The following is a 24548-nucleotide window of genomic DNA, read 5'->3' as shown; positions in this document are numbered from 1 at the left end:
TAGGCACTAGACGTCACTCTGCGAACGCGCCATTGCGAGCCGCCACCAGAGCGCGCGCCACCGACCGTTCGGCCACCTCCTTGTCCACCGGCTCCTTCGTGACCAGCAGGCGGTAGTACAGCGGGGCCGAGATCGCCCGGATGACCTCTTGGCCGTCGGTGCCCCCCGGGAGCTCGCCGCGCCGGACCGCCAGGTCGATCGACTTGGCCCACTCCCTGATCCGCCGGTCGTAGAAGGCGCTCAGGGCGGCCGCCGCCTCGTCGTCGCAGGTGGCGGCCGCGATGACCGCCTGGAGCGTGGGGCCGAGGCGTTCGTCCGTGATGGCGTTCAGGACGCTCAGGGCGTTGGCGCGCAGGTCCTCCTCGATGGTGCCGGTGTTCGCGTGCGCGGCGGACTGGTCGGCCAACTCCGTCATGAGGTCGGCCACCAAGCCCGCCGTACTGGCCCAGCGGCGGTAGACCGTGGTCTTGCCGACGCCCGCGCGGGCGGCCACCGCGTCCATGGTGAGGCCGTGGAAGCCATGGAGCACCAGCTCGTCCTGAGCGGCCTCCAGAACCGCCGCCCTGACCCTTGCCGTACGGCCGCCGGGCCGCACCGTTCCAGCCAAACGGGAATCCTGTTCCATTAATTCTCCCTAGCGTGCTACCGTCATCCTCATCTTAACGGAACAAGAGACCCATTAAGGGGATGACATGACCGTGACCTCGCAAGCCGTCCGGATGACGGGGCGGCAGCGGCTGGTCCTGGTGCTGTTGCTCGGATCCCAGTTCATGCTCGCCGTCGACTTCTCCATCCTGAACGTCGCACTGCCGGTGATCGGCGCCGGGCTCGGGTTCGAGCTGGCCGACCTGCAGTGGGTGGCGACCGCGTTCGCGCTCGCGGCGGCCGGGTTCACGCTGCTGTTCGGCCGGATCGCGGACCTGTTCGGGCGGCGCCGGCTGTTCCTGGGCGGGATGGCGTTGCTCGGGCTCTCCTCACTGGCCGGCGGACTGGCGACGTCGCCCGGCCTGCTTCTGGTCGCCAGGGTGGCCCAGGGGCTGGCCACGGCCGCTGTCACCCCGGCCGGGCTGTCACTGCTGACCACCACGTTCCCCGAGGGGCCGCTGCGGGCGCGCGCGCTGGGGCTGAACGGGGCGCTGATGTCGGCCGGTTTCACCTCCGGTGCCATCCTGGGCGGACTGCTGACCGACCTGCTGAGCTGGCGGTCGGCGTTCTTCGTGAACGTTCCGGTCGCGCTCGCCGTCCTGGCCGCCGCCCCGGTCCTGCCCGCCGAGAGCCGCCCCGCGGACCGGCCCAGGATGGATCTGCCGGGCGCGGTGACGGTGACCGCGGGCCTGCTGGCCCTGGTGTTCGGGCTCACCCGCGCCGGCGAGCGCGGCTTCACCGACCCGGCCGGGATCGGCGCGCTGCTGGCGGGGGCCGCCCTGCTGGTGACGTTCTGGTTCGTCGAACGGCAGGCGCCCGCACCGCTCGTACCGGTGACGATCCTGGCCAGGCCCACCGTGAAGTGGGGCAACCTGGCGGGGCTGGTCGCGTTCGCCACGGAGACGTCGCTGGTCTTCCTCATGACGCTCTACCTGCAGAAGGTCCTCGGCTACTCGGCCCTGGCCACGGGACTGGCCTTCGGTGTGCTCGGCCTCGGCACGGTGCTCGGCGGGATCGCGGCCCCGCGCGTGCTGTCCCGCCTCGGCAACCGCCGGACGCTGGCGGCGGGCTTCCTGGTGCAGGCGGCGGCGACGGCGGGGTTGACCCTCCTCGGCCCGGAGGCGGGCTGGATCTGGCTCCTCCTGGTGGCCACCTTCATCGGCGGTGTCGGCAACATGCTGGCGATCGTCGCCTTCATGGTGACCGCCACCTCGGGCCTGCCCAGTTCCGAACAGGGCCTGGCCACGGGCCTCGCCACGATGACGCAGCAGATCGGCATCACCATGGGCATCCCGGTCATGAGCGCGATAGTCACGGCCGCCATGGGCACGATCCTCCAGGGAGTGACGACCGCGGTACTGATCAACGCGGCCCTGGTCCTGGCCATCGCCGCCCACACCGCGATCAGAAGAGAAGACCGCTCATGACCACCTCGCCGCACGAGGCCTCGCTACGCCACCTCCGGGACCGCACCCGCGGACAGGCGGGTTCTCTGGGCCGACCGGCAGGCAACACAGAGAGCCGAAGACGCTGACTACCGCATCGTCCCGGCGGTCACGAAAGAGTCGCCACCGGCCCAGAAGACGCCGTAACGGCGCCCCGCCACCATCCGGTCAGCGGCCGTCTTCCTGGAGGCCCTCAGCCCTGGTCGGCGGGTGGCGGTGGGGGCGGCTGTGCCGTAAAAGAAAATCGGTTTTGTGCTGTTAAAAAATCACGCCTCAGTAAATCCCCTCGCCCGCCCGCCCGCCGAGTCGCGGACGGCGGCGGCGACGGCGGTCGCCACGTCCGGGTGGAACACGCTCGGCACGATGTAGTTGGGGCCGAGCTCCTCCGGAGCCACCACGGCGGCGAGCGCGTGCGCCGCGGCCAGCAGCATCTGCTGGCTCACCTCGGTCGCCTGGGCGTCGAGCAGGCCGCGGAACACGCCCGGGAACGCCAGCACGTTGTTGATCTGGTTGGGATAGTCGGACCGCCCGGTCGCCACCACGGCGGCGTGCTCGCGAGCGTCGTCGGGCGACACCTCGGGCTCCGGGTTGGCGAGGGCGAACACCACCGCGTCGTCGGCCATCGTGGCGATGTCCGCGCCGGTCAGGATGCCCGGAGCGGACACCCCGATGAACACGTCGGCGCCCTTGAGCGACCCGCGCAGGTCACCCGCGTAGCCTTCGGCGTTGGTGTGGTCGGCGATCCAGCGCAGCGACTCGTCGAGGTCGTCGCGGCCCTTGTGCACGGCGCCGAGGTAGTCGCAGACGACGACGTTGCGCGCGCCCGCCGCCAGCAGCAGGCGCAGCACCGCGTTGCCGGCCGCGCCCGCGCCCGCCATGGCGATCTTGACGCCCTCGATGGGCTTGCCCACCACGCGCAGCGCGTTGGTGAGCGCGGCCAGCACGCAGATGGCGGTGCCGTGCTGGTCGTCGTGGAAGACCGGGATGTCGAGCAGCTCGCGCAGCCGCCGCTCGACCTCGAAGCAGCGCGGCGCGCCGATGTCCTCGAGGTTGATGCCGCCGAAGCCCGGCGCGATGACCTGGACCGTACGGACGATCTCGTCGACATCTTGCGTGTCGAGGCAGATCGGCCAGGCGTCGATGCCCGCGAAGCGTTTGAACAGGGCCGCCTTGCCCTCCATGACCGGCAGCGCCGCCTCCGGGCCGATGTTGCCCAGCCCGAGCACGGCGGAGCCGTCGGTGACGACGGCGACCGTGTTGCGCTTGATGGTCAGCCGCCGCGCGTCCTCCTTGTTGCGCGCGATGGCCATCGACACGCGCGCCACACCGGGGGTGTAGGCCATGGACAGCTCGTCGCGGTTGCGCAACGGCACCTTCGACACCATCTCGATCTTGCCACCGAGGTGCATGAGGAAGGTGCGGTCGGAGACCTTGTGGATGACGACGCCGTCGACGGATTCGAGCTGGTCGACGATCGCCTGCGCGTGGTCGGTGTCCCGGGCCGCGCAGGTGACGTCGATGCGCAGCTTCTCATGGCCCGCGTTGGTGACGTCGAGCGCGGTGACCACACCACCCGCCGACTCTACGGCGTGGGTGAGCTGGCTGACGGCCTTGCCGCCTGCGGGCACCTCAAGTCGCACGGTGATGGAGTACGACACACTGGGGACGGTCGCCACGTCAAATGCTCCTTCGGGACTGACCAAGAAGTTCTCCCATGGTAGGGGGAGTTCGGTCAGTCGAGTGCCTCGGCTGCGATGGCTATCAAATCCACGCAGGTCGACACAGGAATACTCGTACTATCGATGACCAGGTGATATAGGGAGGGATCCGCCGGGTCGGCGCGGTAGAAGTGGCGCACATAGGCGGTGCGCGCGCGGTCGTTGTCCTCCACGATCTTGCGGGCCTCGCGCTCGCCGATCTCGCCCAGCGTGGCGGTCTGGCGCACCCGGCGTTTCAGCGGGGCGTCGAGCCGGACGTGCAGCGCGCCGGGATGGTCGGCGAGCACGACGGCCCCCGCCCGGCCCAGGAAGACCCCGCCCTGAGCGCGCGCCGTGTCCTTGAGCAGGCGTTCGGTGCGGCGGACGAACTCCTCCTGCGCGATCGGCATCGCACCGGGGACGTACATGTCGACGCCGCCGAAGGTGACCGTCGGCAGGCGCATCGCGCCGGAGAGCAACCGGCCGAGGCCGTGTTCGGCCCGGTCGTCGTGGGCCAGCGCCTCCTCCAGCGTGCAGCCCAGCTCCTGGGCGACGGTGCTGGGGATGGCGCGGTCGACGAAGGGCACGCCCAGGCGCTCGGCCACGGCCGGGCCGATGTGGCTGCCGGCCGTGCCATACGTCGCCGAGATCGTGACGACCCGCATAGGTCCAGGTTAGAACAGCGCGCTGGACAAAGCTCTACGTGCCTTGGCCAAAGAAGGGTCTTCTGCGGGTAGCGCGTCGAACAGGCCGAGCAGGTGGCGCCGGGCCTTGTCGCGGTCGTCGCCCGAGGTGCGCTTGACCACACCGATGATCCGGTCGAACGCCTCGTCGATCGCGCCCGACAGCATCTCCAGGTCGGCCGCCAGCAACTGGGCGTCGATGTCGGCCGGGTCCTGCATGCGACGCTGCACGTCAGCGGGGTCGACGTCGGCCGTCCGCTTGATCAGGCCGACACCCGCCAGCCCCATCTTCGCGTCCTCGTTGCCGGGCGAGCGGGCCAGCAGCCGCTGGTAGGCCGCCTCGGCCGCGTCGAGGTCGCCCTTGTCGACGGCCTCCTCGGCGGCCAGCAGGTCGGGATCGGCGGGCGGCCCTGCGGGCTCGTCCTGCTGCTCCCCCGCCTCCGCCGGCCGGGCGTCGGGGTTGGCCTGGTAGAACTGCTCGACCGCGCCCATCAGCTCGTCGAGCCAGCGGCGCACCTCCTGCTCGGGCAGCACCTGCTGGAAGCCGGTGACGGCCTGCCCCTGGAAGATGGCCAGCACGGTCGGCACCGCCTGCACCCGCAGCGCCTGCGCGATCTGAGGACTGGCGTCAACGTTGACCTTGGCCAGGATCGCCCGGCCGCCCAGCTCGCGGACCACCTTCTCCAGCACCGGGCTGAGCTGCGCGCTGCCGGGCGCGCGCGGAGACCAGAGGTCGAGGACGACCGGCACGCTCATCGAGCGGTCAATGACATCGGTAGTGAACGTCTCCTCGGTCACGTCGACGATCGAGCCCGACGTGGCCGCCTGGGGACCCCCGGCCTCCCGCCGGGCCTGTGCCTCGAGTGCCTGCTTACGCGCGCCCAGGTCTATGGCTCCGTAGAGCGACCCGGGCCTAGAGAAGTCCGCCATGCTCATCATCTTGCCGCATCGACGCCGTGGAGAAGTCACCCGCCGCCACCCGCAGCGTGCGCAACCCGTCGAAGAGCTGCCGCAGCTCGTCCTCGCCGTACATGGTGAGGCCGAAGTCGGCCGCCATCAGATCGGCCGTGGCCCGCCGTACGACGTCGCGCCCCGCGTCGGTGATCTCGGCGAGCACCCCGCGGCCGTCCTGCGGGTTGGGCATCCGGCAGACGAAACCCGACTTCTCCAGCCGGTCGATGGTGTTGGTCACACTCGTCGGGTGCACCATGAGCCGCTCTCCGATCTTCCACAGCGGAAGGGCTCCGGTCCTGCTGAAGGTCAGCAGCACCAGGGCCTCGTACCTGGCGAAGGTCAGGTCGTACGGCTTGAGCAGCGAGTCGAGTTGCGACAGCAGGATCTGGTGCGCTCTCATGATCGAGGTGACGGCGGCCATCGCGGAAGAAGCCCCGAAGTGAGCGCGCCACGACTCCGCGGCGCGGTCGATGGGGTCGAAGGGCAGATTGAGCGGCTTCGGCTGCGACACAGCGCTACGGTAGCGCGCCGCTCGTCCTGATTAGTATGATTACGGAGAGCGATCGGACTCACGGCTTGACCAAGAATCCGGACGCCAATCATCACGCTCCGTTATGGTTCTCACATCGAATGGTGACGCGGAAGCCAAGTTCACTCGCCGTGGGGACCGGCCCGGACTTGCCTCGCTTCCGCCGCACCGACGGGGCACGGGGGGTGCTTGGTGAACTTCAATGGAAAAACGGGTGCGTGAGCACGCGGGCGTTTCACGTGAAGAGTTGAAGCAGAGCGCGGCCGTAACGGTCGCCGTGCTCCTTGCTCTCGGCTTGGTCGCGGCGTGGAGCGTCCTGATACCTGGCGTGGACGCGTGGGAAAATATCGTGGCCGCGGTCATCGGTTCGCTCCGGCTGACCGGGCCCGTGGCCGCCGCCTTCGCCGCGTGGGTGGCGATGCGCAAGCGCAGAGCGCTGCGTGGCCGCTCACTGACGACCTGGCGGGCGCTGAAGGCGCCGCTGGCGATCGTCGTGGTGGTGCTGGGCTCGTTCGGCGCGACCGTGCTGGTCCTGGCCGTCAAGACGGTGCTCACCGAGCAGTCGGGACGGCTGAGCCTGGCCGGGCTCGGCGTGGGCATGGCCGGGCTGGCGCTCTACTCGGTGATCGGCTGGATCGCGGGCTGGCTGCTGCCCAAGGCCTGCACACCGCCGCTGGCCGGGCTGGGCTGCTATGGCCTGTTCACCTGGCTGGCCGGCGGCAACGGCTGGGCCGACAAACTGGCGCCCGGCACGGGCGAGCCCTATGACCTGTTCCAGGGGCTCGGCGGCGCGGCGTTCCTCGACCAGACGCTCTGGTTGCTGGGCATCACGGCCGCGCTGCTGCTCGGCTGGGCGGCGGTGGTCACCAGGCAGGCCCTGGTGCTGGCGTGCGCGCTGCTGGCCGTGCTCGCGGCGGGCACGGGGGTGGCACGGCTGCTGGCCGCGACCAAGCCCGCCGCCGCCCAGGAGATCGCCTACAGCTGCCAGGACTGGCCGATCACGGTCTGCCTGCATCCGGGCATGCGCGCGGGCCTGGCCGAGCTCGGCGCGGCCTTCACCCAGATCGCGTCCCGCCTGGCGGGCACGCCCGCCGCCTTCACCCGGGTCGAACAGCGGCCGCTGGAAGAACCCTTGCAGCCGTCCACCGGACTCGCGCAGATCCACGTGCCCGACCTGTCGGCGGGCTTCGCCGACGAGGCCGTCTACGAGTACGTCGAGTCGCTGGCCGCCCAATGCCCCGACACGCCCGGCGACGGTTACCGCGAGATCGTGGTGGCCTGGCTGCGCGGCGAGCCGCTGCCGGGCGGGCCGCTGCCGGAGCACCAGTACGCGGCGGCCTGGTTCTCCGGGCTGAGCGAGCATCAGCGACGCGAGTGGCTGCGCATGTTCTTCAGCGATTTCCAGGCGTGCAAGCTGTCGAGCACCCACTTCGGCGGCGGGCCGGCGGGGGCGGCGGCGGCCCCGGTGGCGGCCTCGACCGGCTCGCCACAGGTCTATCCGGTCTATCCGAATCCCAGCGACGAAGAGCGGTCTGCCGACTGGGGATCGGAGATGTCACCAAAAAGCTGGCAATGATGATCCACGGTCGGGTAGTCACACTCGCATGACGACTTCCCAAACGGCGCCCCCCGCGGTCACCCCGCGGCGGCGCCGCAGGTGGCGATATCTGGCCGGTTTCCTGGTCGTGGCGGTTCTGCTCGTGGTCGGCGGCCGGCTGGCCTGGACCTGGCTCAACCCGTTCGGCGAGCAGACCATCGACCGCAGCCAGCCGGTGCTCCTGCAGTCCATCAAGGACCTGAGCCGGTTCGAGGCGGCCACCGGCAACTTCCAGGTGGTGGTCGACCTGGAGAAGGACGCCCGGTTCCTGCCCGACGCGGTCAAGGGCACCCGCACGCTGTTCGTGGGGGCGGGCAACGTGGACGCCTACGTCGACTTCTCCGCCATGGGGGCCAACGGCGTGACGGTCTCCAAGGACCGTACGGAGGCCACGATCCGCCTGCCCCGCGCGCAACTGGAGAAGCCGAACCTCGACAACCGGCGCTCCTACGTCTTCGCGCAGCAGCGCGGGCTGCTGGACCGCGTGCAGGGCTTCCTGTCGTCGTCCCCGAACGACCAGCGGGAGCTGTACGTGCTGGCGGAGACCAAGATCGCCGAGGCCGCGGCGTCCAGTGACCTGCGCGCCCGCGCCGACACCAACACCAAGGCCATGCTCGAAGGGATGCTCAAGTCGCTCGGGTTCGCCAAGGTGACGGTGAAGTTCGCCGACCAGCCCTAGGTGCCTTAGGTCCTGCGACCGGCGCCCTAGGTAGCTCCGCACATCGGCCTACTGCCACAGATAGGGCATCCGCCCGATGTGGCGGCAGGGGCCTTAGGAGCAACCTGGAAAGTGCCAGGGAAGAAGACCGAAAGAAACCGGGAGCACTCGGATGAACGCCGAACTCGAATACGTCGTCATGAAGAACCACGCGGAGGAGCTCCGCGAGGCCGCGGCCCAGCACCGCCGGGCCCGCGAGGCGCAGAAGGGACAGAAGGCCGAGCGTCGTCACCGCTCGGTGTTCGCCAAGCTCCTCTCCTCATGACCACCGCAAGAAAGCCCGGCCGCAACCTCCCTCGCGGCCGGGCTCACCAACCTCCATAGACGCACATCAGGGGTGAGAGCCGAGCTCTCACCCCTGATGCGTTACGCGGGTACGCGGATGATGAGCGCGTCGCCCTGACCGCCGCCGCCGCACAGCCCGGCCGCGCCCAGGCCGCCGCCCCGGCGCCTGAGCTCGTGGGCCAGCGTGAGCACGATGCGCGCGCCCGAGGCGCCGATCGGGTGGCCGAGCGCGATGCCGCCGCCGTTGACGTTGACCTGGTCGAGCGGCACGCCCAGCTCCTTCGCCGACTGGAGCACCACGCTGGCGAACGCCTCGTTGATCTCCACCAGGTCGAGGTCGCCGACGCTCAGGCCCTGCTTGGCCAGCGCCTGCTTGATGGCGTTGGCCGGCTGCGACTGCAGCGAGGTGTCGGGCCCGGCCACGTTGCCGTGCCTGCCGATCTCCGCCAGCCAGGGCAGACCCAGCTCCTCGGCCTTGGCCTTGGACATCACGACCACCGCGCAGGCGCCGTCGGAGATCTGCGAGGCCGAGCCGGCCGTGATCGTGCCGTCGGCGGCGAACGCCGGCCGCAGCCGGGCCAGCGTGTCCACGGTGGTGTCGCCGCGGATGCCCTCGTCCTCCTTGACGACCACCGGCTCGCCGCGCCGCTGCGGGAGCTCCACCGGCACGATCTCGTCCTCGAAGACGCCGTTCTTGGTGGCCGCGGCGGCCAGCTGGTGGGAGCGGGCGGACAGCGCGTCCTGCTCCTCGCGACCGATGCCCAGCCGGGCGTTGTAGCGCTCGGTGGACTCGCCCATCGCGCACTGGTCGAACGCGCAGAACAGGCCGTCGTGCGCCATCGAGTCGAGCACCTGGGCGCCGCCGTACTTGACGCCCTTGCGCAGGCCGGGCAGCAGGTGCGGCGCGTTCGTCATCGACTCCATGCCGCCCGCGACCACGATGTCGAACTCACCCGCGCGGATGAGCTGGTCGGCCAGGGCGATGGCGTCCAGCCCCGACAGGCAGACCTTGTTGATGGTGATCGAAGGGACGGTCATCGGGATGCCCGCCTTGACCGCGGCCTGGCGGGAGGGGATCTGGCCCGCGCCCGCCTGGAGCACCTGGCCCATGATCACGTACTCGACGGCCTCCGGAGCGACTCCGGCACGTTCCAAGGCGGCCTTGATGGCGATGCCGCCGAGCTCCACGGCGGGCAACTCGGACAGGGCGCCGAGCAGCCTGCCGATGGGCGTACGAGCTCCGGCTACGATGACGGACCCAGACATGGCGACGGCCTCCTGTGCGCGCGAGGGGTTCTTTGACACCATACCCACGAGTAGGTGCACGCTCGCTATGGAGGCAGGCCACACATGTTCATGCGGATCGACCACATCGGGATCGCCTGTCACGACCTTGAGGCGAAGATCGCGCTATTCTCGGAAACGTTCGAGTTGACCGTCGTGGCGCGCGAGGTGAACGAGGAGCAAGGGGTCCGGGAGGCCATGCTCCACATCGCCGACGGCGAGGGCGGGAGCTCCTACATTCAGTTGCTGGAGCCACTGTCGCCCGACACGCCGGTGGGAAAGTTCCTGGCCAAGCGCGGCGAGGGCGTGCACCACGTGGCGTTCGGGGTGCCGGACGTGGCCGAGGCGATGGAACGGTTGGCGGGTAAGGGCGTGCGGCTGCTCGACGAGCACCCGCGACACGGCTCGATGGGGTCGGAGATCGCGTTTGCGCACCCCAAGGACGTGGGAGGGATGCTCACTGAGCTGGTGCAGGCAGCCGGAGCTCCGGCAAACGTCAAAACCGATCGTATGTAACTAGTCACGCAGATAGTCCGACGGGGCTTCTCAGGCGGGGCTGGCGGAGTACGCTGGCTTTCCACCGGACAAGGCGCCTGCCGCGAGGCACAGGCTCCTGGCTCGGCTGTCCCGAACCCCCCGTCCGGCCCGTGTAGCCGTCTCGACAACCCAGGATCGAGCCTCCATGCAGTCCGACATCGACGCCCAGCTCAACAACTTCTTCGAGGATGCCCCAGCACGCGAGTTCGACGTCGTGCTCCGCGGTTACGACCGCCATCAGGTTCACGATCATCTGAAGCAGCTCGACGGTGAGCTTCGCCAGTCCCGCGAGCAGGTGACGTCCCTGCAGCGCGATCTATCCGACTCCCAGCGCCAGTTGCAGGAGCAGGAGCGCCCGACCTACTCCGGTCTCGGCGCCCGCATCGAGCAGCTGTTGCGCCTCGCCGAGGAGCAGGCCACCGAGCTCGTCCAGGCCGCGAGGTCCGAGGCCAACGAGATCAAGGCCGCCGCCAAGGTCGAGGCCGCCGATGTCCGGGCCGCCGCCGAGGCCGAGGCCGCCGACAAGCGGGCGCAGGCGACGCGCGAGACCGACGAGATGCGCACCAGCGCCGAGCGCGACGCGGAGGAGACCCGCTCGACCGCTCGCCGTCTGGCCGACGAGCTGACCAACACCACCGAGCGCGAGGTCGCCAAGCTGCGGGCCACCGCCGACCACGAGGTGGCGGAGAAGCGGGCCGACGCCGAGCGCGAGATCGCCAAGCTGCGCACGACGACCGAGCGCGAGGTGGCGCAGCTACGCGCCTCGACCAAGCGCGAGCGCGACGAGGTGCTGACCACCGCGAAGCGACAGGCCGACGAGATGCGCGCGCAGGCTCAGCGGGTGCTGGAGGAGTCCGAGGCCAAGCGGGCGCAGGACGAGGCCGAGTTCGAGATCCAGCTCGCCTCCCGCCGCGAGGAGGCCGAGCGCCAGGAGGCCGAGCGCCACGCCACCGCGCAGGCCAACACGCAGAAGCTGGTCGCCGAGGCCGAGCAGCGCGCGGCCACGGCCGAGTCGCGGGCCACGAAGGCCACCCAGCAGGCCGACCAGACCAGGCGCGAGGCCGACCTGCACGCCAAGCAGCTGGTCGCCAACGCTCGCAAGAGCTCCGAGACGATCGTCTCCGAGGCCAAGTCCAGCGCCGAGACCATCGTCACCGAGGCCAAGAGCGACGCCGAGCGCACCCGCACGGCGATGCAGCGCCAGGTCGACGAGCTCACCCGCCAGCGCGACAGCATCACCAGCCACCTGGCGCAGCTGCGCCAGCTGCTCGGTGGCGCCGCTCTGCCGGGCATGGAGCCCGAGCCCGCGGTCACGGCGGCCCCGCCGAAGCCGGCTATCGCCGCACCGGTCAACGACAAGCCCGCCCCGGCCGCCGCACCGGCACCGGCGCCGGCCAAGGCCGAGACCAAGGGTGAAGACGACGCGGAGTGGTGGCAGGAGTAGCCGCCGGAGTCGACTACACGGGGGTTGGCTGACGGTTGAAGAGAGCCTGGTGACCTTGGGGTCGCTAGGCTCTCTTTGTCGTTCCGTAGGGCATATGTCAAAAACTGCCGTGGTTTGTCGTGATCTTCCAGGAGCCCCCGTGTCCGCAGAAGCCGAATCCCCTGCCGTGGAGGATGTCGCCAAGCCGCCGTCGTACACGCCGCCGCTCACCCGGGGGCCGTTCATGTTCGGGCTGGTCGGCGGGCTGGGCGTGCTGACCGCGATCGCGCTCGCGCAGATGGTCGTCCGCTCTCTGAGCGTGATCGTCCTGGTCGTGGTGGCGATGTTCCTGGCGGTCGGGCTGAACCCGGCCGTGGAGGCGCTGCAACGGCGCGGGCTGGCCAGGCGTGGGGCGATCTCGATCGTGTTCGCCGGGGTCATCGTGGCGTTCGTGCTGTTCGGGCTGGCCGTGGTGCCGCCGGTGAGCAAGCAGCTGAGCGAGTTCATCGCGGCCGTGCCCGGTTATGTGACCGAGCTCAGCAACCATCCGACGCTCCGGCAGCTCGACGCCGACTACCAGATCCTGCCGAAGGTGGCCACGTTCGTCACCAGCCAGCTGGGGCCCTCGCTGGCCAGTGGGGTCGTGGGGGCGGGGCTGGTGGTGCTCGACGGCGTGTTCACCACGGTGACGCTGCTGGTGCTCATGCTCTACTTCCTCGGCTCCCTGCACACGATCAAGGCGTACCTGCTCAAGCTGGTGCCGGTCTCCCGGCGGGAGCGGACCAGGGAGATCAGCGAGCAGATCCTCGACGGCATCGGCGGCTATGTCGCGGGCAACGTCCTCATCTCGGTCATCGCGGGCGTGCTGACCTGGATCTTCCTGTCGGTCATGGGCGTGAAGTACGCGCTGGCGCTGGCGCTGGTGGTCGCACTCACGGACCTGATCCCGCTCGTGGGCGCCACCATCGGAGCGGTGCTCGTGACGGGGGTCGGGCTGCTTCAGTCGCTGCCCGTGGGACTCGCGTGCGCGGTGTTCTTCGTGATCTACCAGCAGGTCGAGAACTACCTGATCTACCCGCGCGTCATGAAACGCTCCGTGGATGTGACGCCGGCGGTGACGGTGATCGCCGCGCTGTTCGGCGGCGCGCTGCTCGGCATCGTGGGCGCGCTGGTGGCCATCCCGGTCGCGGCCGCCATCGCGCTGATCATCCGGGAGTTCGTCCTCCCCCGCCAGGCACAGGCCTGACTTCTCGTCAGCGAGGTCGTGCCGCGCCGCCGAGTTCGCTGTTGAGGAACTCCGCCACGGCCGCGTTGAACGCCTCCGGCTGCTCGACCGCCGACAGGTGACCGGCCTTCGGAATGATCTCCAGCCGGCCGTCGGGTACGGCTCGCGCCATCGCCTCCGCGTCGGCCACGGTCGCCAGCTCGTCCTCCTCCCCCACCACGACGAGCAGCGGCACCTTGAGGGCGGCCAGCGTGTCGAAGGAGTCGGGCCGCCCGGCCATGGCCCGCTGCGCCCAGGCCACCGCACCGGGCGGAGCCGACTGCACGAGCCCCTTGACCCGCCCGAACACCATGGCCCTGCGCTCCTTGGTGGTGGGCCCGATCAGCGCGGGCAGCACCTCGGACACGAGCACCGCGCTGCCGCCGGACAGGACCGCGTTGGCGATGCGCTCCCTGTTCTCACGGGCGGGCTCAGGGTCGGGAGTGGCCTTCGTGTCGGCGAGTATGACGCCCAGCAGCCGGTCGGGATGGCGGCGGCAGAACGCCATCGTCACGTAGCCGCCCATCGACAGCCCGCCGACGACCGCGCGATCGACCCCCTCGCCGTCGAGCATCCTGGCGACGTCGTCGGCCATGACCTCGACCGACGGCTCTTCCTCCCCCAGCCGCGACCCACCGAAGCCGCGCAGGTCAGGTGTGATCACGCGGCACGACCTGGCCAGCCCCTCTCGCTGCGCCAGCCACATGGCCGACGAGAGCGGAAACGCGTGAAGCAGTACGACCGGGAGTCCCGTTCCGGCTGATCTCGTGTAAAGCTGCACGCACGATACGGTAGACCTCTTTTGTGATTCCATCACTTCTCGGCTTATGCCGATATTGCCTCGTGTGCTGACCGCTTTCTGTGACACCAGTCTTTTTTACGGCCGGCAGTGGCCGGCCCCAACCGCCGCACCTGGCCGAGGCCTGTCCAGGGACACGCTCCTCCGGCTCCCGGGCGAGGCGCCGTGACGTGCGCATTCTTCACCATTGCCACCTATCTGATGGCCGTCGCGCCCCCATCTATGAAGAGCACCTGGCCCGTCATATAGGCGGATGCGCCGCTAGCCAGGAAAACCGCTGGATGGGCCATTTCCTCAGGTGTTCCCCAGCGACGCATCGGGACACTGGACACCGTCGCCTCGTTCGACGCTTCGTCTTCCCACAGGTTGCGGTTGAGATCCGTGGCGGTCCAGCCGGGACATAGAGCGTTGACCCGCACACCGGCTCGCGCCCATTCCACGGCCAGGGTTTTGGTCAACGCCACGACGGCCGCCTTCGCCGCCGCGTAAGGGGCCAGGAAAGGCGCGCCCAATGCCGCTGCGGACGCCACGTTGATGACCGAGCCGGTGCCCCTGTCCAGGAGGTGAGGTGCCACCGCGTGGCAGACCGCCATGGTCGAGTCGAGGTTGAGCCGGAGGAGTTTGTCCCAGCCGGACAGCCGGAGATCCTTGAACTCGACGAGGAAATTCGACCCGCCGGCGTTGTTGACCACGATGTCGAGGTGGCCGAGCCCGTCGATCGCCGCCGCCACGGCGCCCGTGGCGGCGTCGCGGTCGGTGAGGTCGGCGGGCAGGACGACCGCGCGCCGGCCCAGCGCCTCGATCTCCTTGGCCACCTCGGCCAGGGGTTCGGCCGAGCGGGACACGAGTGCCACGTCGGCCCCGGCCTCGGCGTACGCGAGCGCGATGGCCCGCCCGATCCCCTTCGACGCCCCGGTGACCAGAGCCTGCTTACCGCTGAGATCGAACGCGCCCACGGGATGCCTCCTCGCATCGGAACCGAACAAGATTCTATGGACTGGGGGCCTGGAAACGCCACCGGCGCGGAGCTGCGAGAGCCCCGCGCCGGTCCGTCATCGGCAGGAGAGAGGTGCTATCCCAGCCCGCCCAACAGAGTGTCGATGGTGTCGACGATGTTGTCCACGATCTTCTGACTTCGGGCGCCCAGTTCGGCGATCGCGCCAGACCTCTTGGTCAGCTCGATCTCCTCATTCTTCCAGAGCTGTTTCTCCGCACTTCCGGAGCCGGCGCGATCTGGGAGGCGCGTCGGGGGTCTCCCTTCGGGGTACATCCGGCCGTTGCCGTAGACGGTGTAGGACTGGGTCTGCTGCGTGCTGCCGTCGTTGCGGTAGACCTGGCTCGGTCTTGGCTGTGCCGGCTGCCGGCTCGCCTTGGGCGGCGACTGCCGCTGTACCGCTCTTTGGCTGGTCGGCCGGTGTGCCGGGCGCTGCCGCGCCTGCTGGATGCCGCGTGGGAGCCGGCCGGCCCGGTGGTTGCGTGCCCTGGCCGCCGCCGCGGCCCGCCTCTTCGCCGCCGCCTCAGCGGCCTTCCTCCTGGCTTCCCTTCTCGCCGCCGCGGCGGCCCGTCGTTTCGCCGCAGCAGCCGCGGCCTTTCTGATCTTCTCCGCGGCCTTCTTCTTGGCCGCCGCCAAGGCCCTCTTCTTGGCCGCCTCAGCCGCCTTCTTCTTGGCCAGTTCCAAGGCCTTCTTCCTGGCCAGTGCCGCAGCCCTGCGCTTGGCCGCCGCGATGGCCGCGCGCCTTGCCGCCGCCCGTGCCGCCGCCAACGCCGCCCGCCTGGCGGCCGCCTGCGCCAGCTTCCTGGCGATGATCCGCGCCGCGATCCTGGCCGCGATGCCGACGACGATCCAGAACAGCTGCCCGTCGGGGTCACTCATGCTGACGGGGCTGTTGTTGGCGTAGGCATAGGCGTTGAGCTGCTGCGGGTCCTCCTCGTCGATGATGGGGTCGACCGACATGAAGCGGCCGTTCTTGGGGTCGTACTCACGGGCGCCGAGGTGGACCAGCCCGGTCGTCGGGTCGTTCCCGCCGCCGACGAACCCGCGCTGTCCTGGCCACCACTGTGGCGGCGATCCCCGGTCCTCGCCGAACGGCGTCATCCTCCTGATGGCCACCGCCGCGGTCCCGGCGTTCACCGCGGCCTGCGCGGTGCCCTGGTGGTCGTTGGCCAGGAAGTAGACCTGGTTGTCCGGCGTGCGGACCGCGATGGCCTCGCCGTTGATGGTGTAGTAGCGGGTCTGCTCGACCGCGTCCTTGGCGAAGTCGAAGCGCAGCTCCATGTCGTCGACGTACAGGGTGGCGTCGGTCGTGGTCTTGCGCAGCAGCCGCTCGCCGTCCGCGTCGTACACGAACGAGGTGCTCTTGCCCGCCTCCGTCACCGACTCCAGGTTGCCCTCGGCGTCCCAAACCAGGGTCTGGTCTGAATTGCCGACCTTGCGCCTGGTGGTGTTGCCGGCCTCGTCGTAGGCGAACACGTCCGCCCCGACGGCCTGCAGCGCGTGCGGCTGCTTGGCGCCCGCCGCCGGGAAGGTGGAGGTGCGGGTGGATTCGGGTGCGCCGCCCCAGGCGTGCTTGGTCTCCTTGATCCGGTTGCCGGTGGCGTCGTAGTTGTAGCTGACCGCGTAGGGGGCCACGCCGCCGATCTTGTCGGACTGCGGGGTGCCGGCGGCGCAGCCGTCGGTGGCCGTCCAGGCCGAGGTCATGCGGCGCAGATGGTCATACTTGAAGCACTGCGTGTCCTGGCCGCTCGCCTGCTCGGCGATCTTGGTGATGTTGCCCACCGCGTCGTAGGTGTAGTTGAGGTCGAGGTCGGCCGCGGTGGCGCTCTCCCTGTCCAGCCGCATCCTGGTCAGCCTGCGGGTGGACTCGTCGTGGGTGTAGGTGAGCCAGGTCTTCTTGCCTCCGGCGCCCAGCTCGTACTGCAGGGTCTCGCCCAGCTTGGAGTAGCGGGTCGCGGTCACGTACGACGACAGGCCGGTGACCTTGGTCGGCTGGCTGAGCTCGTCGTAGGAGTAGACGACCGACTCCTCCGCCAGGCCGCCGCCGGCGGGGAAGCTGACGGACTGGACCTGGTCGTCGAGCGTGTAGCGGGTGTTGAGCTGGTACGAACCGGCCAGCTTGCCCTCCCGCTCGGGGACGGTGACGGTCTGGCGCAGCGTGCGGTAGCTGGTGTCGATGGCGTTGATCTCCGCCTTGTACGCCTGCCCGCCCACGTAGCGGATGCTGGCGTTCAGGTGGCCCTTGGCCAGCGCGTCGTACTTCCACTCGGCCAGCAGCGTGCCGGTCGCGGAGTCCGCCCGCATCTCCTTCTTGCGGCCCAGCTCGTCGTAGACGTACCACAGGGTCTTGCCGCGGGCGTCAGTGGTGCTGAGCAGCTCGTCGGCGTCGTTGTAGGTCATCGTGGTGACGCCCTTGTCGGGGTCCTCGGTTTTGATCTCCCGCCCGCGCAGATCGTAGTGGTGGCGCCACACGTTGCCCGCCGGGTCCGTCACCGTGGACAGCTGTCCCGCGTGGTCGTAGGTGTACTTGGTGGACTCGTACTCGCCGGTCGGGGTCGCGCCCTTGTACTGGCGCAGCTCGATGAGGCGGTCCTCGGCGTCGCCGATGCGGGTCGTCGCGGTGCCGCCCGGCGGCGGCGTCACGTGGATCCGGTCGCCCTCCTGTGTGGAGGACACCCGGAACTTCTCCACGCCCTTCGCCTTGAGGGCCTGGGCGCTGACGTCTCCGGTGCCGTCGAACGTCGACACGACCTGGGTCGGCACGTCGGCGTCGGCCACCGCGAGCAGCTCGGTGGAGGGCGCCCCGGTGGCGAAGTAGCCGGTGTTGGACTTGACCGTCTCACCGAGCGAGTTGTAGATGGTGTCGGTGATCGTGCGTCCCTCACGCAGCGCGGGGTCCTGCGTCTGGGTGTCGAGGGGCGCGGGTTCCTGGGTCTGCCGCTCGCGCAGCAGGCCGTCGTACAGCTCGTAGCTGGTGGTGTAGGAGCCGTCCGCGCGCAGCGTCTTCGTGGTGACGACGCTGGGACCGTCGTTGCGCATCTGGTAGGAGTACTCGGTGCTGGGCGACTGCCCCGCCGACTTGCTCCGGTCGGGCTGCCAGACCTTGACCAGGCGGCCGATCGCGTCGTGCTCCATGTCGACGCGGCGGTTGTTCGCGTCGACCTCGGCGATGGGCTCGCCCCAGGCCGGTTCGAGCAGGGTGCGGTCGACGTGGCCGAGCTGGTTGGTCTCGACGATCTCCGTCGCGGGGGCGCCCGCGGCCGGGGTGTAGGTGGTGACGGACTTGGTGCCGACCGCGTCGGTCTCGCTGGTCTCGCGGCCGTAGGTGTCGTAGGTGTGGGTGCTGTCGGTGCTCGCCGTGCCGTCCCCGGTGACGAGCTGGACCGCGGTCACGTCGCCCTTGCTCGGGGCCTGGCCGTACGCCTTGTTGTCGTACTGGACCCGCTGGTCGGAGATCACCTCTTCGGCGGCCAGCTTGGCCACGCCGGTGCCGCAGCCCGCGGCGACCTTCTGGATCCTGCTGGTGTAGTCGATCAGCCAGGCCGTGTCGTCACGGGCGTAGGTGTAGCGGGTGCACTGGTCGTCGTCGGTGCTGGCCAGGTCGCCCTTCTCCTCCACCTGGGTGAGCAGGCCCTTGGTGTCGTACGCGCGCTCCTCGCCGGTACGCCGCCACTTGCCGCCGCTCAACGCGGTGCGGGTGACCATGGACTTGGGCTCGACCACGTACGCGGCCTTGGTGACGCCGCCCTGCGTGGACTCGGCGGTCTTGAGCGACCACGGCTCCTCGGCGGTCGCGGTCAGGATGGACCCGCCGTCACCGTCGTAGAGGATCTCCTCGCGTTCGAACCCGGACAACTGGTCGAGGTCGGCCAGCTTGACGCCCTCGGTGTCCACCACCTCGGCCGTACGCTTGGTGCCGTCGGCCTGCTTGTCGCCGTCCATGCCCCGGAAGTACCTGAACTCCGTGAGCGTGCGCTTGGTGTCCTGGCCGTCGCCCTCGCGCACCCGTACCCGGCCGAACCCGCGCCAGTCCGACCACGTCCGGTGCTCGGGCTTGACGAGGATGTTCTCGGCGTAGCGCCAGGCGCCGCCGTCCAGGTACTCGTAGTCGGTAACCACGTTCGGCGAGCCCGCGACCCGGTCGGCCTCCACCGTCTGCGTCACCACGTACTTGTGGAACCAGTCGGTGACCTCGGCCTCGTTCGCCGGGGCCCAGCGCTGCGGGAAGCAGCGCCGGTTGTTCTTGTCGGCGGCCGGCAGGTCGCCCGGCTTGCAGTCGGCCGGCGCGTAGTTGACGCGCAGCTCGCCGCCGCTCTCGTTGTTCACCGCCTGAACGCGCCACTTGACGAGCGGGGCGCGACCCTCGTTGGCGTCCACCCTGTTGGGCAGCTGGACACCGGTGAAGGTGACCTTGGGCAGCGTGATCGTGCCGCCGACCAGGCCGCTCTGCTGGATCGACGCCAGCCACAGCGACGGGCTGAGGCCGTCACCCGTGGCGGGGAACTGGTGCGTCAGCGTCCAGGAGTCCACCGGGCAGTACTGCGCGCCCGCGCACTTGGCGGTGTCGGTGTTGAGCACCTGGGTGGTGACCTTGGCCAGCCGCTTACGCGTGAAGAACGTCGGCGACAGGCGGTCGGTGCACTTCACGCCGGAGTCGCAGATCTGGTCGAACGGGACGTCCGGCCAGCTGCTCGCGGTCTCCTTCTTGAGCTCGGCGGCGGCGCAGGTGATCGTTCCGCTGGGGAGGCAGCGCTCGGCCACGTCGAAGACCACGCGGGCCGCGGGCGCCTTGGTGAACAGCTCGCCCTTGAGGTAGCCGTAGTCGATGCGGGTGAGGTAGCCGCTTCGCGCGTACAGGGTGCCCAGTTCGGGCTTCATGTTGCGGCCGTAGTAGTTGTTCTCGAGCGCGTACCAATACGTGGTGGCGTTGCCGTGGGTGTCCACCGCGTAGTCGAGGTTCCACCGGTAGGCCTGCTGGCACCAGGCGTTGGCCGGGGTGCTGTTGTAGCAGGGCTCGCCGCTGTTGTTGCCGAAGACCGGCACCGTCTGGACCGACTTCGTCTCCGGCTTGCCGGTGACCCAGCCGGGCAGGCGGTTCAGGCCGAAGGTGAACTGGGTGCCGTCGGCCGCGGTGACGCGCCAGTACTCACCGTTGTTGTCGCCGTTCACGGCGCCGGTGAGGTATTCGATCCGGGTGCCGTCGTCGCGCTTGGGGCGCCACTGCTTGGTGGTGGCGTCCTTGACCAGCTCGACGGCCGAGTTGCCGAGGGACAGGGTGGCGTTCTCCTGGTCCCAGCACAGGTCGCCGGTCTTCTTGCCGTCGATCATGCAGGACTTGTAACGGCGCTCGACGTAGCCGCTGGGGTTCAGCTCGAAGCCCTCACCCGCCCAGGACGGCTGGTTGTTGGTGGAGGCGGTGCGGCCGTCCACGCTCTGGGAGGAGTAGTCGATCGACAGGTCCGGCTCGTCACCGCCCAGCGCGGGCGGCGCTCGCAGCTCGTATCCCCAGCTGAAGTCACCCGACTGGGCGCCGACGCTCCACTGGGCCGAGGGGGCGAGCGAGGTGGCTCCATGGTCGCCGGACGACCCGGAAGGCGCCGCCGCCAGCGCGTACAGCGCGGGCATGTCCACGTCGGCGGTCAGGGTGCCCGCCTTCGTGTCGTTGTCGCCGGGCACCGGCTCCGGCCGCGGGCAGCCGGTCGCGGTGGCGGTCAGGACGCATTCGTCCAGCCGGACGAGCCGCAGCCGGGCGCCGTAGTCGCCGCCGTAGGCGTAGCGGAAGCCGGAGTAGTCGATCGCCAGGCGGGTCTTCCCGCTCTTGGCCGTCAGTCCCTGCCCAGGTGAGACCCGCAGGGCTAGGCCGAGCAGTCCGGCCTTCTGCGTCTGAGCGGGGTCCAGCAGCTCGACGCGGGCCGGGTCGGGGGTGGCCGCCTTGGCCGTCTTCGTCCCCGCCTTGGGCGCGGCCAGGCGGATCGGGAAGGTGGTGGCGCCCAGCGTCTTGGCCTGCGCGTCGCCGGTCACGGTCAGCTCGACCGTCTGCGCTTTCGGCCAGGTGATGCCTGGTGGCGCCTTCCACGCCTGTTTCTGGGCCGGATCAGCCTGGGCGGGCAGCACCGGGACCTTCTGCCCGCGTACCGGGGTCTCCTTCTGCACGGTCGGGGCGGAGCGGCCCGCGGCCTGCGCGGGCATCGCCGACACCAGCGTGCTGACCATGACGACGGACAGGGTGGCTGCCAGCCGCCGGGGCCATGACGACCGTTTCAGTGGTTGCTGTAAACGATTCCAGTACGAATCCGGCAGGTCTAACCCACTCGGCTGATCCATTTTTTCCGACCTCTCCCGGTCTTTTGGGGGGTTATTGGGCGGCTAGTTGGGAGATTTGCTCGGCGTTCAGCACACCGTCGTAGGTGCGGACGTCGTCCACGGTCCCCGGCCAGTAGCCGGCGAAGACGCCCGCGGTCTTGGCCCGGCCGAGCTGCAGCGGGCCGGTGGCGTTCCACGCGCTCACGTGGTCGGTGATGGTGCTGTCGGACAGGCGGCCGTTGACGTAGACACGCAGCTCACCCGCGAGCGGGTCGTAGACCCCGGCCACGTGGGTCCACTCCAGCGGCGCGGGTACGGCGTCGGACCGCGTACGCACCAGCGCGGCGGTGTCGGTGTCGGCGGCGGCCATGCCGAGGACCCAGCGCCCCTGCTCCTTGTCGAAACCGAGCTGGAAACCGCTGGCCCTGGTCCCGGACTGGGAGACGGCGGCGGCGTCGCGGGTGGGCAGGTAGTCGAGCTGGGTCCACATGGCGACGGTGAACCCGGCCTTGGTGTTGACGGCGGGCGCGCCGGCCTGTGCGTGGCCGTTGACGCCGTCGAGCGCGAGCGCGCCGTCCAGCCAGCCTTCGCCCCAGGTGGCGGCGCCGGCCAGCGTCGCGGCGGTGGCCCGGCCCGAGGAGTCGGCGGCGAGCGTGCCGGACTCCTCGTCGAGCTTCCAGTGCCCGACCAGCGTCGCGGCGCTGTTCACCAGGTCGGCGACCTCGTCGGCGAACATCGCCCGGCCGTAGACGCGGACCTCGTCGAGGTCACCGGGCCAGAACTCCGCCCCGGCCCCGTTGACCTTCCCCCGGCCGATCGCCAGTGACCCGGTCGCGTCCCACGGCTGGGTGAAGGGGGCCGTCGACTCCAGCCTGCCGTTGACGTACAGCGACAGCTCCTTGGCGGCCGAGTCGTAGACGCCGGTGAGGTGGGTCCACTCACCGAGCCGCGGCGCCGCCGCCGACAGCGCGCGCACGCTCTGCGCCCCGTCGGCGTCCGCGACCGTACGGCTCAGGGCCCAGCGGTCGTCGGCCTTGGAGTACTGCAGCGCGAAGCCGCCGGCCCGCGCGCCGTCCTGGCTGACCACGGTCGCGGTGGCGTTCGTGCTGGTCAGCCGCGCCCAGGCGGTGACGGTGAAGTTGCGCTGGGTGGACACGGCGGGGCCGTTGGTCAGCGCGTGCGCGCCTGTCCCGTCGAGGCGCAGCCCCAGCCCGGTCCGGCCCGTGGTCCAGGTGGCCTGGCCGGACAGGGTGGCGTGGTGGGCGCCCGTGCCGTCGGCGGCGACGGTGCCCTGGCCCTCGTCCAGGGTCCAGTGGCCGTCGGGGCCGGTGCCCGCGTTGACGTTGAACAGGTAGGTGCGGATCGGGCCCTGCTGTCCCGCGCGGTCCTTGCTGCGTACCGACAGCACGTTGGGGCCGTCATGACGTGGAGTGAGCTGGATCGTCGCCGTCCCGCCCGACTGGTCGGCCGCGACCTCCGTCTTCGGCGTGGTGTCGAGGCCGTAGACGTAGGTGACGACGTCGGAGACGCCGTTGGCGGTGAAGGTGAAGGAGCCGGCCCGGCCGACGCCGTCGTTCCAGCCGCCCTCGGGGTACTGCGGGGACGTCACAACCGGTTCCTTGCCGGGCGCGGAGGCGTCGACCGTGGCCTCGCACCAGGGGCCCCACGCGCTGTCGGCCTTGCCGTCCTCGGCGCGGACCCGCCAGCGGATCAGCGAGCCGTCGGCGTAGGCGCCCGCGGGGATCTGCGCGTAGAAGGCGCTACCCGTGCTCGCCAGCCCGGTGACGTACTCGCCCACCTTGACGCCGGCCGCGTTCCACCACTCGAACCGGCCTCTGACCGAGTTGTCGACGTCACGCAGCTTGGCCCACAGCTTCGGCGCCGCACCGCTGATGACCGGCCGCGCGTCACCGGACAGGCAGCCGCCTCCCGGGTCCGACCACGCGTCGGCGGCGACGGGCGCGGACGGCAGCGAGTTGTACTCGATCACCAGGCTGGGGTTGTTCTTGAACTTCTTCCAGCCGTAGCTGTCCGTCTCGCTCGTCGCCCGGATCCCGATCGTCATCGTGGACCACTTCTTGGCGGCCGCCTCGACCGCCATGGACGTGACGTCGAACTCCACGCCGCCGGGCAGGCAGGCCGATCCCCAGCCCTTCGCCACATTCACCGTGGACAGGATCCTGTTCCAGGCCGGTTGGACCTTCCAGGTGGTGGTCTTGCTGATCGCGCCGGTGGACCAGGCTTCGACCTGCCGCTTGGTGCACGAGTAGGACCAGGTCTCGTACGTACGCAGCGTCGCCTTGATGATCTGCTTGCCGTGGATGGTCGTGCCGGTGGCCATCTGGAAGAAGGACCGGTTGGTCTGCCCGGAGACGTGTCCCGCCCTGGCGACGTCGTTGGCGTTCAGGAAGTTGGAGGTGGGGTTGTTGCTCCAGACGGACGTCCACGCGCCGCGAGCCGCCGAGAAGAACGGGTCGAGGTAGATCGGATAGCGGGTCGCCGGGTCCTCGATCATGCCCCGGTGCGGCTTGAGCACCAGCTTCTTGCCGACCAGCTTGAGGCCCATCACCTCGTGCCGGGCGTCCGCGGGCGAGCCTTCCCCGGCGGCGAGCGTGTGCGCGGCCGAGGATCCGGAGGAGTCCCACATCATCGGCGGCGAGGCGGTGAAGATCGTGCCGCCGTTCGCGTCGTTCGCTTCGAGGTTGCCGCCCTGGGTGGACTTCATCGACAGCCCGCTGGTCTTGATCGGGAAGCTCAGCTCGGCCAGGGCCGGGTTCTCGGCCGCCGCCCGCGACTTGACCACGAGGAGATGTGAGAAGCCGTCGACGTCCGCCTTCACCTGGAGATCCACGCCGGGCAGGACCTCGGGGTAGGTCGCGGTGTCACCGCTCAGCGCCGGCTTCGGCAGTTGCCCGGGCCAGGCGAGCTCCAGTGTCTTGCCGCCGCGGTTCATCCGGGCGAGCGGCGCGGTCCCACCGCCCGAGAAGCTGAGTCCCACCGCTGTGGCGACCGGGGCGAGCGACCCGTCGGGCTGTAACCGGAGCGTGGCGTCCGCGGCCACCCATGCGCCCGCCCGGCGGACCCGCACCGGCCGGGTGTACTGCTCCAGGGTGAAAGTGCCGTCCGGCTTGGCGAAGACCTGGCGGGTCTCGGTGCGCATCGCCTCCACCTCGACCGGCTTGCCGGTCCGGCGGGCGAGAGCGAGCGCGGGCTCCTCCCCCGGTGCCGCGTTCTTGCTCTGTTGTCGAAGGCCGGCGTCCGTACTCTTCTGCCGCGCACTGGCGACGGCGTCCAGATGATCAAGGGGCGCTGCCGCTACCGCCCCTGCCAACATCACCACGACCAGCCCACGAACTACGCGCATTCACCCTCGCCGGTACCGAGCTGGGGA

The 24548-nt window shown here is 70.1% G+C and carries 17 protein-coding genes; 7 read left to right on the top strand and 10 right to left on the bottom strand.

What is annotated here, in order from left to right:
* Positions 1 to 13: 13 nt before the first annotated feature.
* Positions 14 to 625 (bottom strand): TetR/AcrR family transcriptional regulator, encoded by a 612-nt coding sequence (locus AB0B91_RS07645; protein WP_358317164.1) that lies wholly within the window; start codon positions 623 to 625, stop codon positions 14 to 16.
* Positions 626 to 692: 67 nt separating this feature from the next.
* On the opposite strand from AB0B91_RS07645, the gene AB0B91_RS07640 reads away from it, so the two are divergent.
* Positions 693 to 2072 carry an MFS transporter gene (locus tag AB0B91_RS07640; RefSeq protein ID WP_358317162.1) on the top strand — a complete coding sequence of 460 codons (1380 nt, stop codon included), beginning with the start codon at positions 693 to 695 and terminating at the stop codon, positions 2070 to 2072.
* Between the two features lie 284 nt (positions 2073 to 2356).
* Here AB0B91_RS07640 and AB0B91_RS07635 read toward each other — a convergent pair whose 3' ends face one another.
* Genes AB0B91_RS07635 through AB0B91_RS07620 form a run of 4 tightly spaced genes read right to left on the bottom strand, consistent with a single transcriptional unit; the run spans position 2357 to position 5935 of the window.
* Entirely contained in the window at positions 2357 to 3766 is a 1410-nt protein-coding gene (locus tag AB0B91_RS07635; protein ID WP_358317160.1) for an NAD-dependent malic enzyme, read from the bottom strand.
* Between the two features lie 56 nt (positions 3767 to 3822).
* Entirely contained in the window at positions 3823 to 4452 is a 630-nt protein-coding gene (locus AB0B91_RS07630) for a cytidylate kinase-like family protein (RefSeq protein ID WP_358317159.1), read from the bottom strand.
* A gap of 9 nt (positions 4453 to 4461) precedes the next feature.
* A complete protein-coding gene (locus AB0B91_RS07625; RefSeq protein ID WP_358317157.1) occupies positions 4462 to 5400 on the bottom strand; it encodes a tetratricopeptide repeat protein in 939 nt (312 codons plus the stop codon).
* Positions 5384 to 5935 carry a MarR family transcriptional regulator gene (locus tag AB0B91_RS07620; protein WP_358033561.1) on the bottom strand — a complete coding sequence of 184 codons (552 nt, stop codon included), beginning with the start codon at positions 5933 to 5935 and terminating at the stop codon, positions 5384 to 5386. The genes AB0B91_RS07625 and AB0B91_RS07620 overlap by 17 nt, the downstream gene beginning before the upstream one ends.
* 232 nt (positions 5936 to 6167) lie before the next feature.
* On the opposite strand from AB0B91_RS07620, the gene AB0B91_RS07615 reads away from it, so the two are divergent.
* The 3 genes from AB0B91_RS07615 (at position 6168) to AB0B91_RS07605 (ending at position 8533) form a co-directional block, all read left to right on the top strand.
* On the top strand, positions 6168 to 7529 hold the full coding sequence (locus AB0B91_RS07615; RefSeq protein ID WP_358317155.1) for a hypothetical protein: 1362 nt from the start codon (positions 6168 to 6170) through the stop codon (positions 7527 to 7529).
* A 28-nt stretch (positions 7530 to 7557) separates the two neighbouring features.
* Entirely contained in the window at positions 7558 to 8229 is a 672-nt protein-coding gene (locus AB0B91_RS07610; protein WP_358317153.1) for a DUF4230 domain-containing protein, read from the top strand.
* 151 nt (positions 8230 to 8380) lie between these two features.
* Positions 8381 to 8533 (top strand): hypothetical protein, encoded by a 153-nt coding sequence (locus AB0B91_RS07605; protein WP_219526770.1) that lies wholly within the window; start codon positions 8381 to 8383, stop codon positions 8531 to 8533.
* Positions 8534 to 8634: 101 nt separating this feature from the next.
* Here the strand turns inward: AB0B91_RS07605 and AB0B91_RS07600 are convergent, their stop codons facing one another.
* Positions 8635 to 9819 (bottom strand): acetyl-CoA C-acetyltransferase, encoded by a 1185-nt coding sequence (locus AB0B91_RS07600; RefSeq protein ID WP_358317151.1) that lies wholly within the window; start codon positions 9817 to 9819, stop codon positions 8635 to 8637.
* An 84-nt stretch (positions 9820 to 9903) separates the two neighbouring features.
* On the opposite strand from AB0B91_RS07600, the gene mce reads away from it, so the two are divergent.
* From mce to AB0B91_RS07585, 3 genes are all read left to right on the top strand, one after another.
* The gene (mce, locus tag AB0B91_RS07595) at positions 9904 to 10353 is read left to right on the top strand and encodes a methylmalonyl-CoA epimerase (protein WP_358317149.1); all 450 of its coding nucleotides are present in this window, start codon (positions 9904 to 9906) and stop codon (positions 10351 to 10353) included.
* 166 nt (positions 10354 to 10519) lie between these two features.
* Complete coding sequence (locus tag AB0B91_RS07590; protein ID WP_358317147.1) at positions 10520 to 11818, top strand: DivIVA domain-containing protein; 1299 nt, start codon at positions 10520 to 10522, stop codon at positions 11816 to 11818.
* A gap of 139 nt (positions 11819 to 11957) precedes the next feature.
* A complete protein-coding gene (locus AB0B91_RS07585) occupies positions 11958 to 13043 on the top strand; it encodes an AI-2E family transporter (RefSeq protein WP_358317145.1) in 1086 nt (361 codons plus the stop codon).
* A 7-nt stretch (positions 13044 to 13050) separates the two neighbouring features.
* Here AB0B91_RS07585 and AB0B91_RS07580 read toward each other — a convergent pair whose 3' ends face one another.
* From AB0B91_RS07580 to AB0B91_RS07565, 4 genes are all read right to left on the bottom strand, one after another.
* The gene (locus AB0B91_RS07580; protein ID WP_358317143.1) at positions 13051 to 13875 is read right to left on the bottom strand and encodes an alpha/beta fold hydrolase; all 825 of its coding nucleotides are present in this window, start codon (positions 13873 to 13875) and stop codon (positions 13051 to 13053) included.
* 179 nt (positions 13876 to 14054) lie between these two features.
* Positions 14055 to 14816 (bottom strand): SDR family NAD(P)-dependent oxidoreductase, encoded by a 762-nt coding sequence (locus AB0B91_RS07575; RefSeq protein WP_358317141.1) that lies wholly within the window; start codon positions 14814 to 14816, stop codon positions 14055 to 14057.
* A 116-nt stretch (positions 14817 to 14932) separates the two neighbouring features.
* Positions 14933 to 21067 (bottom strand): RHS repeat-associated core domain-containing protein, encoded by a 6135-nt coding sequence (locus AB0B91_RS07570; protein ID WP_358317139.1) that lies wholly within the window; start codon positions 21065 to 21067, stop codon positions 14933 to 14935.
* Between the two features lie 142 nt (positions 21068 to 21209).
* Positions 21210 to 24521, bottom strand: a complete 3312-nt coding sequence (locus AB0B91_RS07565; RefSeq protein ID WP_358317137.1) for a LamG-like jellyroll fold domain-containing protein — start codon at positions 24519 to 24521, stop codon at positions 21210 to 21212.
* Between the last annotated feature and the right edge of the window lie 27 nt (positions 24522 to 24548).

This window comes from Nonomuraea sp. NPDC049141 (genome assembly GCF_040648415.1).
Lineage (GTDB): Bacteria > Actinomycetota > Actinomycetes > Streptosporangiales > Streptosporangiaceae > Nonomuraea.
Note: the sequence above shows the minus strand (reverse complement) of the source record. Positions and strands in the feature narration are given on the sequence as shown.

What these genes read in the sequence shown, in the direction of transcription:
- AB0B91_RS07580 (WP_358317143.1), bottom strand. Translation starts at nt 13,875, where the DNA reads ATGGAATCACAAAAGAGGTCTACCGTATCGTGCGTGCAGCTTTACACG.
- AB0B91_RS07645 (WP_358317164.1), bottom strand. Translation starts at nt 625, where the DNA reads ATGGAACAGGATTCCCGTTTGGCTGGAACGGTGCGGCCCGGCGGCCGT.
- AB0B91_RS07590 (WP_358317147.1), top strand. Translation starts at nt 10,520, where the DNA reads ATGCAGTCCGACATCGACGCCCAGCTCAACAACTTCTTCGAGGATGCC.
- AB0B91_RS07640 (WP_358317162.1), top strand. Translation starts at nt 693, where the DNA reads ATGACCGTGACCTCGCAAGCCGTCCGGATGACGGGGCGGCAGCGGCTG.
- AB0B91_RS07625 (WP_358317157.1), bottom strand. Translation starts at nt 5,400, where the DNA reads ATGGCGGACTTCTCTAGGCCCGGGTCGCTCTACGGAGCCATAGACCTG.
- AB0B91_RS07630 (WP_358317159.1), bottom strand. Translation starts at nt 4,452, where the DNA reads ATGCGGGTCGTCACGATCTCGGCGACGTATGGCACGGCCGGCAGCCAC.
- AB0B91_RS07600 (WP_358317151.1), bottom strand. Translation starts at nt 9,819, where the DNA reads ATGTCTGGGTCCGTCATCGTAGCCGGAGCTCGTACGCCCATCGGCAGG.
- AB0B91_RS07570 (WP_358317139.1), bottom strand. Translation starts at nt 21,067, where the DNA reads ATGGTCAGCACGCTGGTGTCGGCGATGCCCGCGCAGGCCGCGGGCCGC.
- AB0B91_RS07610 (WP_358317153.1), top strand. Translation starts at nt 7,558, where the DNA reads ATGACGACTTCCCAAACGGCGCCCCCCGCGGTCACCCCGCGGCGGCGC.
- mce (WP_358317149.1), top strand. Translation starts at nt 9,904, where the DNA reads ATGTTCATGCGGATCGACCACATCGGGATCGCCTGTCACGACCTTGAG.
- AB0B91_RS07565 (WP_358317137.1), bottom strand. Translation starts at nt 24,521, where the DNA reads ATGCGCGTAGTTCGTGGGCTGGTCGTGGTGATGTTGGCAGGGGCGGTA.
- AB0B91_RS07605 (WP_219526770.1), top strand. Translation starts at nt 8,381, where the DNA reads ATGAACGCCGAACTCGAATACGTCGTCATGAAGAACCACGCGGAGGAG.